The 13,317-nt window shown below is 70.1% G+C and carries 11 protein-coding genes; all 11 read left to right on the forward strand.

Annotation, left to right across the window (positions count from 1 at the left end; all coding sequences use genetic code 11):
- Positions 1–380 (forward strand): transglycosylase family protein (locus A5680_RS16050; protein ID WP_304442369.1); only part of this gene is annotated, 380 nt, incomplete at its 5' end.
- Between the two features lie 80 nt (positions 381–460).
- Positions 461–1,720, forward strand: a complete 1,260-nt coding sequence (locus A5680_RS16055) for a trans-acting enoyl reductase family protein (protein ID WP_067820992.1) — start codon at positions 461–463, stop codon at positions 1,718–1,720.
- A 62-nt stretch (positions 1,721–1,782) separates the two neighbouring features.
- Positions 1,783–4,416 carry a valine--tRNA ligase gene (locus A5680_RS16060; protein WP_067820995.1) on the forward strand — a complete coding sequence of 878 codons (2,634 nt, stop codon included), beginning with the start codon at positions 1,783–1,785 and terminating at the stop codon, positions 4,414–4,416.
- The gene (locus tag A5680_RS16065; protein ID WP_067820998.1) at positions 4,413–5,864 is read left to right on the forward strand and encodes a folylpolyglutamate synthase/dihydrofolate synthase family protein; all 1,452 of its coding nucleotides are present in this window, start codon (positions 4,413–4,415) and stop codon (positions 5,862–5,864) included. Before A5680_RS16060 ends, A5680_RS16065 begins: the two co-directional genes overlap by 4 nt.
- Complete coding sequence (locus A5680_RS16070; RefSeq protein ID WP_067821001.1) at positions 5,861–6,220, forward strand: DUF4233 domain-containing protein; 360 nt, start codon at positions 5,861–5,863, stop codon at positions 6,218–6,220. The genes A5680_RS16065 and A5680_RS16070 overlap by 4 nt, the downstream gene beginning before the upstream one ends.
- Positions 6,221–6,271: 51 nt before the next feature.
- Positions 6,272–6,682: a nucleoside-diphosphate kinase gene (gene ndk / locus A5680_RS16075; protein ID WP_067821003.1), complete on the forward strand. Its 411-nt coding sequence runs from the start codon at positions 6,272–6,274 to the stop codon at positions 6,680–6,682.
- 315 nt (positions 6,683–6,997) lie between these two features.
- Positions 6,998–9,847: an Rne/Rng family ribonuclease gene (locus A5680_RS16080; protein WP_082970394.1), complete on the forward strand. Its 2,850-nt coding sequence runs from the start codon at positions 6,998–7,000 to the stop codon at positions 9,845–9,847.
- Positions 9,848–10,050: 203 nt separating this feature from the next.
- Positions 10,051–10,362 (forward strand): 50S ribosomal protein L21, encoded by a 312-nt coding sequence (rplU, locus tag A5680_RS16085; protein WP_007169506.1) that lies wholly within the window; start codon positions 10,051–10,053, stop codon positions 10,360–10,362.
- Between the two features lie 47 nt (positions 10,363–10,409).
- Positions 10,410–10,676 (forward strand): 50S ribosomal protein L27, encoded by a 267-nt coding sequence (rpmA, locus tag A5680_RS16090; protein WP_055400110.1) that lies wholly within the window; start codon positions 10,410–10,412, stop codon positions 10,674–10,676.
- An 81-nt stretch (positions 10,677–10,757) separates the two neighbouring features.
- On the forward strand, positions 10,758–12,212 hold the full coding sequence (gene obgE, locus A5680_RS16095) for a GTPase ObgE (protein ID WP_067821006.1): 1,455 nt from the start codon (positions 10,758–10,760) through the stop codon (positions 12,210–12,212).
- The gene (gene proB, locus A5680_RS16100) at positions 12,209–13,312 is read left to right on the forward strand and encodes a glutamate 5-kinase (RefSeq protein WP_067821009.1); all 1,104 of its coding nucleotides are present in this window, start codon (positions 12,209–12,211) and stop codon (positions 13,310–13,312) included. The genes obgE and proB overlap by 4 nt, the downstream gene beginning before the upstream one ends.
- Positions 13,313–13,317: the final 5 nt, after the last annotated feature.

Raw genomic sequence — 13,317 nt, forward strand, 5'->3', positions numbered from 1 at the left:
GCCCAGTTCCATGCCGGCGTTGCCCACGCCGCTCAGGACGGCGGATCCCCCCGGCGCCGGACGCGCCGCCGCCGGCCCCCGCGGCCTTCGACCCCAACGTGCCGCCGCCTCCGGGCCCGGACGTGCCGCCGCCCCCGCCGGTGAGGGCGTACAGCGTCAACTGGGACGCCATCGCGCAGTGCGAGTCGGGTGGTAACTGGGGAATCAACACCGGGAACGGCTTCTCCGGTGGCCTGCAGTTCACCTCGAGCACCTGGCACGCCAACGGCGGCAGCGGTTCGCCCCAGAACGCGAGCCGTGAGGAGCAGATCCGGGTGGCCGAGAACGTGCTGCACTCGCAGGGCATCGGCGCTTGGCCGGTCTGCGGGCGTCGCGGCTGATCATCGGACAACGCAGTAATAAGTAGTGCCGGGCCACGGGCCCGGCACTACTTATTTGTGGGAGGGGTAGCGTCGGGCCCGTGACCGCAACGCCGCGCGAATTCGACATCGTGTTGTACGGGGCGACCGGCTTCGTCGGGAAGTTGACCGCCGAATACTTGGCGCGGTCGGCGCCCGGCACGCGGGTCGCGCTGGCCGGCAGGTCAACCGAGCGGTTGCGCGCGGTCCGGGACACCCTGGGCGAGTCGGCGCAGTCCTGGCCGCTTGTCACCGCCGACGCCTCATCGCCCTCGACGCTCAACGAGATGGCGGCCCGCACCCAGGTCGTCATCACCACGGTCGGGCCCTACACCCGCTACGGGCTGCCGCTGGTGGCCGCCTGTGCCGCCGCGGGCACCGACTACGCCGACCTGACCGGTGAGCCGCCGTTCATCCGCGACAGCATCGACTCCTACCACAAGCAGGCCGCCGACACCGGCGCCCGCATCGTGCACTGTTGCGGATTCGACTCCGTTCCTTCGGATCTCACCGTGTACGCGCTGTACCTCGCGGCCCGCGGCGACGGTGCGGGGGAACTGGCCCGCACCGACTTCGTCGTGCGCTCCATGTCCGGCGGGCTGTCGGGCGGCACCATCGCGTCGCTGCTGGAAGTGTTGGACACGGCGTCGCGCGATGCCGACGAGCGTCGCCGGCTCTCGGATCCGTACACCCTGAGCACCGATCGCGCCGCCGAACCGGATTTGGGCCGCCAGCCCGACCTGCCCTGGCGTCGAGGCAGTGACATCGCGCCCGAACTGGCCGGGGTGTGGACCGGCGGATTCATGATGGCGCCCGTCAACACCCGAATCGTGCGGCGCAGCAACGCATTAATGGACTGGGCCTACGGCAGGCAGTTCCGGTACAGCGAAAGCCTGAGCCTGGGCTCGTCGCCCCTGGCGCCGGTGGGATCCGCCGTCCTGAGCGGCGTGGGCAACGCCGGCATGGAACTGGGCAGCCGTTATTTCCGGCTGCTGCCCCGCAAGCTGCTGGAACGCATCCTGCCCAAGCCGGGTACCGGGCCGAGTGAGGCGGCGCGCGAGCGTGGCTACTACCGGATCGAGACCTACACCACCACGACCACCGGCGCGCGGTACGTCGCACGCATGGAGCAACGCGGCGATCCCGGTTACAAGGCGACCGCGGTGCTGTTGGGGGAGTGCGCCCTTGCGCTCGCGTTCGACCGTGACAAGCTGTCGGCGCTGCGCGGCGTCCTCACGCCCGCGGCCGCGATGGGTGACGCGCTGCTGGACAGGTTCCCCGCCGCCGGTGTGACCTTGCAGGTCGACCGGCTGGGGAAGTGACCCGGCTCACCTGCAGTTTGGGCACTTACATTCAGGTGAGCGGCGCTCCCTAGAATTGACGGGTGACCGCCAGCCGCAGCCCCGCCACCGACCTGCCCAAGTCGTGGGATCCCGCTGCCGCCGAAGACGCGATCTACCAGAAATGGCTCGACGCGGGCTACTTCAAGGCCGACGCGGCCAGCGCCAAGCCCGGCTACTCGATCGTGCTGCCCCCGCCGAACGTCACCGGCAGCCTGCACATGGGCCACGCGCTCGAACACACCATGATGGACGCCCTGACCCGTCGTAAGCGGATGCAGGGATACGAGGTGCTCTGGCAGCCGGGCACCGACCACGCGGGCATCGCGACCCAGAGCGTGGTGGAACGGCAGCTCGCGGTCGACGGGAAGACCAAAGAGGACTTCGGCCGGGAGCTGTTCGTCGACAAGGTGTGGGACTGGAAGCGGGAGTCCGGCGGCGCCATCGGCGGCCAGATGCGCCGGCTGGGCGACGGGGTGGACTGGAGCCGCGACCGGTTCACCATGGACGAGGGCCTGTCGCGGGCGGTGCGAACGATTTTCAAGCGGCTCTACGACGCCGGGTTGATCTATCAGGCCGAGCGGCTGGTCAACTGGTCCCCGGTGCTCGAGACCGCGATCTCCGACCTCGAGGTCAACTACCTCGACGTCGAAGGCGAGCTGGTGTCGTTCCGCTACGGCTCGCTCGACGATTCGCAACCCCACATCGTGGTCGCCACCACCCGGGTCGAGACGATGCTGGGCGACACCGCCATTGCGGTCCATCCCGACGACGAGCGCTACCGCCACCTGGTGGGCACCACCTTGCCGCACCCCTTCGTGGACCGTCAGCTCCTCATCGTCGCCGACGAACACGTCGACCCCGAATTCGGTACTGGCGCGGTCAAAGTCACCCCGGCGCACGACCCCAACGACTTCGAGATCGGGCTGCGGCACCAGCTGCCGATGATCTCGATCATGGATACCAAGGGCCGAATCGTCGACACCGGAACGCAATTCGACGGCATGGACCGCTTCGAGGCCCGGGTGGCGGTGCGCGAGGCGCTGGCCGGGCAGGGCCGCGTCGTGGAGGAGAAACGACCCTACCTACACAGCGTGGGCCATTCCGAGCGCAGCGGCGAGCCGATCGAGCCGCGGCTATCGCTGCAATGGTGGGTGCGGGTGGAATCGCTGGCCAAGGCCGCCGGTGACGCTGTTCGCAACGGGGACACCGTCATTCACCCCGCCAGCCTGGAGCCACGCTGGTTCGCCTGGGTCGACGACATGCATGACTGGTGCATCTCCCGGCAGCTTTGGTGGGGACATCGCATCCCGATCTGGTACGGGCCGGACGGCGAACAGGTGTGCGTCGGGCCCGACGAGACGCCGCCGGAGGGCTGGGAGCAGGACCCGGACGTGCTGGACACCTGGTTCTCGTCGGCCCTGTGGCCGTTCTCCACGTTGGGCTGGCCGGAAAAGACTCCAGAGCTGGAAAAGTTCTATCCCACAAGCGTTTTGGTGACCGGATACGACATCCTGTTTTTCTGGGTCGCCCGGATGATGATGTTCGGCACCTACGTGGGCGGCGACGACACGATCACGCTCGACGGCCGTCGCTCCCCGCAGGTGCCGTTCACCGATGTGTTCCTGCACGGCCTGATCCGCGACGAATTCGGCCGCAAGATGAGCAAGTCCAAGGGCAACGTCATCGACCCGCTGGACTGGGTCGAAACGTTCGGGGCCGACGCGCTGCGGTTCACGCTGGCCCGCGGCGCCAGCCCCGGCGGTGACCTCGCCGTCAGCGAGGACGCCGTCCGCGCGTCGCGCAGTTTCGTCACCAAGTTGTTCAACGCCACCCGGTTCGCGCTCCTGAACGGTGCGCGCCCGGCGCCGCTGCCCGATCTCGCCGACCTGACGGACGAGGACCGCTGGATCCTGGGACGGCTGGAGGAGGTTCGTGCCGAGGTCGATTCGGCGTTCGACGTCTACGAGTTCAGCCGGGCCTGCGAGGCGCTCTACCACTTCACCTGGGACGAATTCTGTGACTGGTACGTCGAATTGGCGAAGACACAGCTGTCCGAGGGGATCACCCACACCACCGCCGTGCTGGCCGCGGTGCTGGACACGCTGCTGCGGCTGCTGCACCCGGTCATCCCGTTCGTCACCGAGGCGCTGTGGCAGGCGCTGACCGGCGGGGAGTCGCTGGTGATCGCCGACTGGCCGGCGCCGTCCGGCATCGCGCTGGATGCCGTTGCCGCGCAACGCGTCAACGACTTGCAGCGGCTCGTCACCGAGGTCCGCCGGTTCCGCAGCGATCAGGGGCTGGCCGATCGGCAGAAGGTGCCGGCCCAGTTGGCCGGCGGCGGCCACTTGAGCGCACAGGTGATGGCCCTGACCTCGCTGACCACCCCGGGTCCGGATTTCAATCCCTCTGCGTCCCTTGAGGTTCGGGTTGGCGCCAACACCATGGTCGTCGAAATCGACACCTCGGGCACCATCGACCTGGCCGCCGAACGCCGCCGCCTGGAGAAGGACCTCGCCGCGGCGCAGAAGGAGCTGGCGTCCACCACCGCCAAACTGGCCAACGAGGACTTCCTGGGCAAGGCCCCGCGGAACGTCGTCGACAAGATCCGGGACCGCCAGCGGGTGGCCCGGGAGGAGACCGAGCGCATCAACGCCCGGCTGGCTGCGCTGCAATGACGTCCGAGCAGCCCGACTGGGCACCTGCCACGGGCCTGGCGCCCACCCCGGACGAGATCGCCGCGCTCCTGCAGGTCGAGCACCTGCTGGATCAGCGCTGGCCGGAGACGAAGCTCGAACCGAGCCTGACCCGGATCAGCGCCCTGATGGACTTGCTCGGCTCACCGCAACTGGCCTATCCCTCGATCCACATCGCCGGCACCAACGGAAAGACTTCGGTGGCGCGCATGGTGGACGCGCTGGTGACCGCGCTGCACCAGCGCACCGGGCGGACCACCAGCCCGCACCTGCAATCGGCGGTCGAGCGGATCGCCCTCGACGGACGGCCGGTCACCCCCGCCCAATACGTGGCGACCTACCGGGAGATCGAACCGTTCGTCCAGATCGTCGACGCCCAGTCGCAGGACGCGGGCGGCCCGGCGATGAGCAAGTTCGAGGTGCTGACGGCGATGGCGTTCGCGGCGTTCGCCGACGCGCCCGTCGACGTTGCGGTGGTCGAGGTCGGCATGGGCGGGCGCTGGGACGCCACCAACGTGATCAACGCGCCGGTGGCGGTCATCACGCCCGTGGGCATCGACCACGTCGAATACCTCGGCGGCGACCTTCCCGGCATCGCCGGCGAAAAGGCCGGCATCATCACCAAAGCGCCCGAGGGCGCACCCGACACCGTCGCGGTCATCGCCCGGCAGGCGCCCGAAGCGATGGAGGTGCTGCTGGCCCAGGCCGTGCGCGCCGACGCCGCGGTGGCCCGCGAGGGATCGGAGTTCGCGGTCCTGGGCCGCCAGATCGCGATCGGCGGCCAGGTGCTCGAACTGCAGGGCCTCGGCGGGGTGTACCCGGACATCTACCTGCCGCTGCACGGGGAACACCAGGCCCACAACGCGGTGGTGGCACTCGCGGCCGTGGAAGCCTTCTTCGGCGCCGGCGCGCAGCGGCAACTCGACGTCGAGGCGGTGCGGGCCGGTTTCGCCGCCGTCACCAGCCCCGGCCGGCTCGAACGCATGCGCAGCGCGCCCACCGTGTTCATCGACGCCGCCCACAATCCGGCCGGCGCGGCCGCGCTGGCGCAGACGCTGGGCGACGAATTCGACTTCCGATACCTGGTCGGCGTCCTCAGCGTGATGGCGGACAAGGACGTGGACGGCATCCTCGCCGCCCTGGAGCCGGCCTTCGACGCCGTGGTGGTGACCCATAACGGGTCCCCGCGGGCGCTCGACGTCGACTCGCTCGCGGTGGCGGCCGCGGCGCGGTTCGGACCCGAGCGGGTCAACACCTCCGAGAACCTGCGCGACGCCATCGACGCCGCCACCGCGCTGGTCGACGACGCGGCGACGGACGGGGCGGCCTCCGACTTCTCCGGGGCCTTCTCCGGCACCGGGGTCGTCATCACCGGCTCGGTCGTCACCGCCGGGGCGGCGCGGACCCTGTTCGGTCGTGATCCGGAATGACCGAGGAAGACCCGACCCCGCCGGCCGACCCGTGGCGCAGCTTCGGCGCGGTGATGGCCGCCACGCTGCTCCTGGAAGCGATCGTGGTGCTGCTGGCGATCCCCGTGGTGAGTGCGGTCGGCGGCGGGCTGACCTCGGTGTCCCTGGGCTACCTGGTCAGCGTGGCCGGGCTGCTCATCGTGCTGGGCGGGGTGCAGCGCAAACCCTGGGCGATCTGGGTGAACCTGGCCGCTCAGCTGCTCCTGCTCGCCGGCTTCGCGGTGTACCCGGGCGTGGGATTCATCGGGGTGCTGTTCACCGGCCTGTGGGCCTTGATCGCGTACTTCCGGGCCGAGGTGCGGCGCCGGCAGCCGTAGGGCCCGGTCGCCGCCCGGCCGATCGGCGCCCGGTTCTGTACGCTGTCCGCCGTGACCGAACGGACCCTGGTACTGATCAAGCCGGACGGCGTCGAGCGGCAGCTGGTGGGGGAAATCATCAGCCGCATCGAGCGGAAGGGCCTGACCATCGCCGCGCTGGAGCTTCGGCGCGTCGGCGGGGACCTGGCCGCCGCGCATTACGCCGAACACGAAGGCAAGCCGTTCTTCGAATCCCTGCTGGAGTTCATCACCTCGGGACCGGTGGTGGCGGCGATCGTCGAGGGACCGCGCGCGATTGCCGCATTTCGGCAGCTCGCGGGCGGTACCGACCCGGTCGAGAAGGCCACGCCCGGCACCATTCGGGGCGATTTCGGGCTGGAGACCCAGTTCAACCTCGTGCACGGGTCGGACTCGCCGGAGTCCGCAAAGCGCGAAATCGCGCTCTGGTTTCCCGACGCCTAGCGACCCAGCTAACGGCGCGCTGACGGCCGGTTTGCTCGGGGGCGGCTTGGCTCGCCGAGTGATGTGGGATACTGACGGAGGGTGAACGTCGCCGGACCGGTGTCGGACACCCGAATGAAGACTTAGACAAGCGCGATCATCGCCACCGGCGTTGGTGCGCGGCATGTCAGGCCATCATTCAGCACGGCGCCGAGTGCGTTCCCCGCGAACCGCTCGGGGCGAGACCATCACAAGTCCGGGAAGCCACCCGGACCCATAGCGAAGCCCTCGCGTGGCCGCGTCGCAAGGACGCGCCCGGGGGCTTGAGGAGAATACGTGGTAGACGGTGCACCATCTGCAGAGTCATCCGAAGAGCCGACCGGGCACGACGAACTGCCGGACCGCCTGAGAGTTCATTCGCTGGCACGAACGCTGGGAACCACCAGCCAGCGGGTGCTGGACGCGCTGAGCGCACTCGACGGGCGGGTGCGCAGCGCGCACTCCACCGTGGACCGCGACGACGCCGTCCGGGTGCGCGATCTGCTGGCCGCCCAGCCCGACGGCGGCGCCGAAAGCGCCGCCGACGCCGCGAGCGCTGCAAACGCCGAGGCCGCGGCCGAGGAACCCGAATCCCGGTTGATGCTGGAGACCGCTACCGAGCGGCCGCATTACATGCCGCTGTTCGTCGCCCCGCAGCCGATACCGGAAGACGAGGACGACGCAAGCGCCGACGAGGGCTCCGATTCGGACTCCGACTCCGACGATTCCGACGCCGACGACGAAGACGACGAGCAGGCCGATCGGCCGGCCAACCGGCGCCGCCGCCGAGGGCGCCGTGGCCGGGGCCGCGGCCGCGGTGAGCAGGGCGGATCCGACAGTCAAGACGGCGGTGAGGACGACGAGCCGCAGCAGCGGGGCCAGAAGGCCGGCCGCGACGATTCCGCCGACGCCGACGCCGACGCCGAGGACGACGACTCCGACGACTCCGATGACTCCGACGCCGGTGACGATGGTTCCGCGGAGGGCGGCAACCGCCGTCGCCGCAGGCGCCGGCGTCGCAAGTCGGGTGCGGGCGGCGACGATGGCGACGAATCGCCGTCCCCGGACGACCCGCCGAACACGGTGGTGCACGAGCGGCCGCCCCGCAACGGCAAGAACGGCGGCGACGGCTCGTCGAACGCCGAGATCAAAGGCATCGACGGCTCCACCCGCCTCGAGGCCAAGCGGCAACGGCGCCGCGACGGCCGCGACGCCGGGCGGCGCCGCCCGCCGGTGCTGACCGAGGCGGAATTCCTGGCGCGCCGGGAGGCCGTCGAACGGATCATGGTCGTGCGCGACAGGGTCCGCAGCGAGCCGCCGCATCAGGGGGCGCGGTACACCCAGATCGCGGTGCTCGAGGACGGCATCGTCGTCGAGCACTTCGTGACGTCGGCCGCTTCCGCCTCGCTGGTCGGCAACATCTACCTCGGGATCGTGCAGAACGTCCTGCCCTCGATGGAGGCGGCGTTCGTCGACATCGGCCGCGGCCGCAACGGCGTGCTCTACGCCGGCGAGGTCAACTGGGAAGCCGCCGGGCTGGGCGGGTCGGACCGCAAGATCGAACAGGCGCTCAAACCGGGCGACTACGTCGTGGTCCAGGTCAGCAAGGATCCCGTCGGGCACAAGGGCGCCCGACTGACCACCCAGGTGTCGCTGGCCGGCCGCTACCTGGTCTACGTGCCCGGCGCGTCGTCGACCGGGATCAGCCGCAAGCTGCCCGACACCGAACGGCAGCGGCTCAAGGAGATCCTGCGCGAGGTGGTCCCGTCCGACGCCGGGGTGATCATCCGCACGGCGTCCGAGGGCGTCAAAGAGGACGACATCCGCAACGACGTCACCCGCCTACAGGAGCGCTGGAAGCAGATCGAGGCCAAGGCGGCGGAGATCACGGGTAAGGCCGCCGGAGCCGCCGTCGCGCTCTACGAAGAGCCGGACGTACTGGTCAAGGTCATCCGCGACCTGTTCAACGAGGACTTCGCCGGCCTGGTCGTCTCCGGCGACGAGGCGTGGACCACCATCACCGAATACGTGAATTCCGTTGCGCCCGACCTGGTTTCGAAGCTCAACAAGTACGAGCCACCCAGCGGGCCGGAGGGTCAGCCGGGCCCCGACGTGTTCGCGGTGCATCGCATCGACGAGCAACTCGCCAAGGCGATGGAGCGCAAGGTGTGGCTGCCCTCGGGCGGCACGCTGGTGATCGACCGCACCGAGGCCATGACCGTCGTCGACGTCAACACCGGCAAGTTCACCGGCTCCGGCGGCAACCTCGAACAGACCGTCACCAAAAACAACCTGGAGGCGGCCGAGGAGATCGTCCGGCAACTGCGGCTGCGCGACATCGGCGGCATCGTGGTCATCGACTTCATCGACATGGTCCTCGAGTCCAACCGCGACCTGGTTTTGCGACGGCTGACCGAGGCGCTGGCCCGGGACCGCACCCGCCATCAGGTGTCGGAGGTGACGTCGCTGGGACTGGTCCAGCTGACCCGCAAGCGGTTGGGCACCGGGCTGATCGAGGCCTTCTCGACGTCGTGCACGCACTGTGGCGGCCGCGGGATCGTGCTGCACACCGACCCGGTGGACTCGGCGCCGTCGAACGGGCGCAAGTCCGAGGGCGGTGGACGCCGCGGCAGGCGCTCGAAGAAGAACCGGGCCGAGGAGCCGGTGGTGGCCAAGGTGCCCGCGCACGCCCCGGGCGAGCACCCGATGTTCAAGGCCATGGCCGCCGGCGGCCCCGGGCAGACCGGCCGTGCCGACGAGGAATCCGACGAATCCGCCGTGGAAGCCACCGACGAGCTCGACGAGCAGAAGCGGCGCGACCTGGCCGACGTGGAGGACACCGAGGACACCGAGCAGGAGGACTTCGAGGAGTCCGACGACAGCGATGACGACACCGACGAAGACGACGAGCTCGACGACGAGGACGACGAGGCCGACGACGAGGACGAGGACGAGGACATCGACGACGAGGAAGACCTCGGCGATGACGACGACGACCTCGAGATGGACGACGACGACCTGGACGTCGAGGACGACGACTCCGAAGACTCCGACTCCGACGGCGGAGACGGCGGGCCGGCGTTCGGGCGTCCGCGTCGGCGCCGCGCGGCGGGCAGGCCGGCCGGCCCTCCCATCCACGCGGACTGACCTGACCCGGTTTGACCCTGTAGCCGCTGGTCAAGTACCCTAGGACAGTTGTCGCCAGGCCGGTTGGGCTTTGGCCGGTGACGGCGGGACTCCCGGGCAGTCGGCGCGGACCCGCAACCAAGACCCACCACGCGCACCGCCGGTGGCTCGCGCGCGAAGCGCCGGCCAAGCGGCTGAGCAGAGGAAAGAAGGCAGGAGCAACGATGGCGACCTACGCAATCGTCAAGACGGGCGGCAAGCAGTACAAGGTCGCCGTCGGGGACGTGGTCAAGGTCGAGAAGCTCGACTCCGACCCGGGCGCGAACGTGTCGCTGCCCGTCACCCTGGTGGTGGACGGCGCGAAGGTGACCACCGACGCCGCCGCACTGGCCAAGGTCGCGGTGACCGGCGAGGTGCTCGAGCACACCAAGGGCCCGAAGATCCGCATCCACAAGTTCAGGAACAAAACCGGCTACCACAAGCGTCAGGGACACCGTCAGCAGCTGACGGTCCTGAAGGTCACCGGAATCAAGTGATGAGCCGTCAGGCGAAGAACAGACAAGACTGAGCGGAGACCACAGACATGGCACACAAGAAGGGCGCTTCCAGCTCGCGCAACGGTCGCGATTCCGCAGCCCAGCGGCTGGGCGTGAAGCGATTCGGCGGCCAGATCGTCAAGGCCGGCGAAATCATCGTTCGCCAGCGTGGCACCAAGTTCCACCCCGGCGTGAACGTCGGGCGCGGCGGTGACGACACGCTGTTCGCCAAGGCGGCGGGGGCCGTCGAGTTCGGCGTCAAGCGCGGACGCAAGACCGTCAACATCGTCGCGGCCGGCCAGACCGCCGACTGACCACCGCGAGCGTGCGCTCACCGCTGAGAATCATCCCGAATTCGGCAGTGAGTACACGTCGGGCGGTTGGGAGGACCCTCGATGCCCCGGTTCGTCGATCGCGTCGTCATCCACGCGCGTGCGGGCTCCGGCGGTAACGGCTGCGCGTCGGTCCATCGCGAGAAATTCAAGCCGCTGGGTGGTCCCGACGGCGGCAACGGCGGCCGCGGCGGCAGCATCGTGTTCGTCGTGGACCCGCAGGTGCACACCCTGCTGGACTTCCACTTCCACCCGCACGTCACCGCGCCGTCGGGCAAGCAGGGGATGGGCAACAACCGTGACGGCGCGGCCGGTGCGGACCTGGAAGTCAAAGTCCCCGACGGCACCGTCGTGCTGGACGAAAACGGCCGGCTGCTGGCCGATTTGGTCGGCGCGGGCACCCGTTTCGAAGCCGCGGCCGGCGGCCGTGGCGGCCTGGGCAACGCGGCGCTGGCGTCGCGCGCCCGCAAGGCCCCCGGCTTCGCGCTGCTCGGCGAGCAGGGCGAAACGCGGGACCTGACCCTCGAACTCAAGACCGTCGCCGACGCCGGCCTCATCGGGTTTCCCTCGGCCGGCAAATCCTCACTGGTGTCGGCGATCTCGGCCGCCAAACCCAAGGTCGCGGACTACCCGTTCACCACGCTGGTGCCGAACCTGGGCGTGGTGTCGGCGGGTGAGCACACCTTCACCGTCGCCGACGTGCCGGGCCTGATCCCCGGCGCTTCCCAGGGCCGCGGCCTGGGCCTGGATTTCCTTCGCCACATCGAGCGCTGCGCGGTGCTGGTGCACGTCGTCGACTGCGCCACGGCGGAGCCGGGCCGCGACCCGATCTCCGACATCGAGGCGCTGGAGGCCGAACTCGCCGCGTACAAGCCCACCCTGCAAGGGGATACGACGCTGGGAGATCTCGCGGAACGGCCCCGGGCGGTGGTGCTCAACAAGATCGACGTGCCAGAGGCGCGCGAACTCGCCGAGTTCGTCCGCGACGAGATCGCCGAGCGCGGCTGGCCGGTGTACCTGGTATCGACGGTCTCTCGAGAAGGGTTGCAGCCCTTGGTATTCGGGCTGTGGCGGATGATCTCGGAGTACAACGCGGCCCGGCCGGCGATCGTGCCGCGGCGCCCGGTCATCCGTCCGGTCCCGGTCGACGACAGCGGCTTTGCCGTAGAGCCGGACGGCGAGGGCGGCTTCCTCGTCACCGGCGCCCGGCCGCAGCGATGGGTCCGCCAGACCAACTTCGACAACGACGAGGCCGTCGGTTATCTCGCCGATCGACTGGCCCGGTTGGGGGTCGAGGAGGAGTTGCTGCGCCTCGGCGCGCAACCCGGCTGCGCCGTGACGATCGGGGACATGACGTTCGACTGGGAGCCGCAAACGCCTGCGGGACAACACGTTGCGATGTCCGGCAGGGGCACGGACGTTCGGCTGGAACGCAGCGAACGCACCGGCGCCGCCGAGCGCAAGGCGGCCCGGCGGCAGCGCCGAGAGCGCGGCGACGACCCCGGTGAGCGGTCGTGAGTGCGCATCGCGAAGCCGTCCGGACCGCGCGCAGCCTGGTCGTCAAGGTCGGGACCAACGCACTGACGACGGCGGCCGGTGTGTTCGACGCCGGGAGGCTGGCCGGGCTCGCCGACGCCATCGAGTCGCGGATGAAGGCGGGCACCGACGTCGTCATCGTGTCGTCGGGCGCCATCGCCGCCGGTATCGAGCCGCTCGGATTGACCCGGCGCCCCAAGGATTTGGCGACCAAGCAGGCCGCGGCCAGCGTCGGGCAGGTCGCGCTGGTGAACGCGTGGAGCGCGGCGTTCGCCCGCTACGGCCGTACGGTGGGGCAGGTGTTGCTGACCGCGCACGACATCTCGATGCGGGCCCAGCACACCAACGCCCAGCGCACTCTGGACCGGTTGCGCGCCCTGCGCGCGGTCGCGATCGTCAACGAGAACGACACGGTGGCCACCAACGAGATCCGGTTCGGCGACAACGATCGGCTTTCGGCGCTGGTGGCTCACCTCGTCGGCGCCGACGCCCTGGTGCTGCTCTCCGACATCGACGGCCTGTACGACTCCGATCCGCGAAAAACCAAGGGCGCGAGATTCATTGCGGAAGTGTCCGGCGCGGCGGACCTGTCCGGTGTCGTCGCGGGCCCGGGCAGCGACCTGGGCACCGGCGGGATGGTGTCGAAGATGTCGTCGGCCTTGCTGGCCGCCGACGCCGGGGTGCCGGTCCTGCTGGCCGCCGCGGACGACGCCGCGACCGCCCTCACCGACGCCTCGGTCGGCACGGTGTTCGCCGCACGACCCGCGCGGATGTCGGCCCGGCGCTTCTGGGTCCGCTACGCCGCCGAGGCCGCCGGGGTGCTGACCCTCGACGAGGGCGCCGTGCGCGCGGTGGTGACCCAGCGCCGCTCGCTGCTGGCCGCCGGGATCACCGCGGTGGCGGGCCGGTTCTACGCCGGCGACGTCGTCGAACTGCGCGGACCGGACGCGGCCATGGTGGCCCGGGGCGTGGTGGCCTACGACGCCGCCGAACTGGCGACCATGATCGGCCGGTCGACCTCCGAGCTGCCGGGCGAGCTGCGCCGGCCCGCCGTGCACGCCGACGACCTGGTGGCGGTCTGAGCCGG

Origin of the sequence: Mycobacterium sp. E2989 (assembly GCF_001667595.1) — a bacterium.
Classification (GTDB): domain Bacteria; phylum Actinomycetota; class Actinomycetes; order Mycobacteriales; family Mycobacteriaceae; genus Mycobacterium.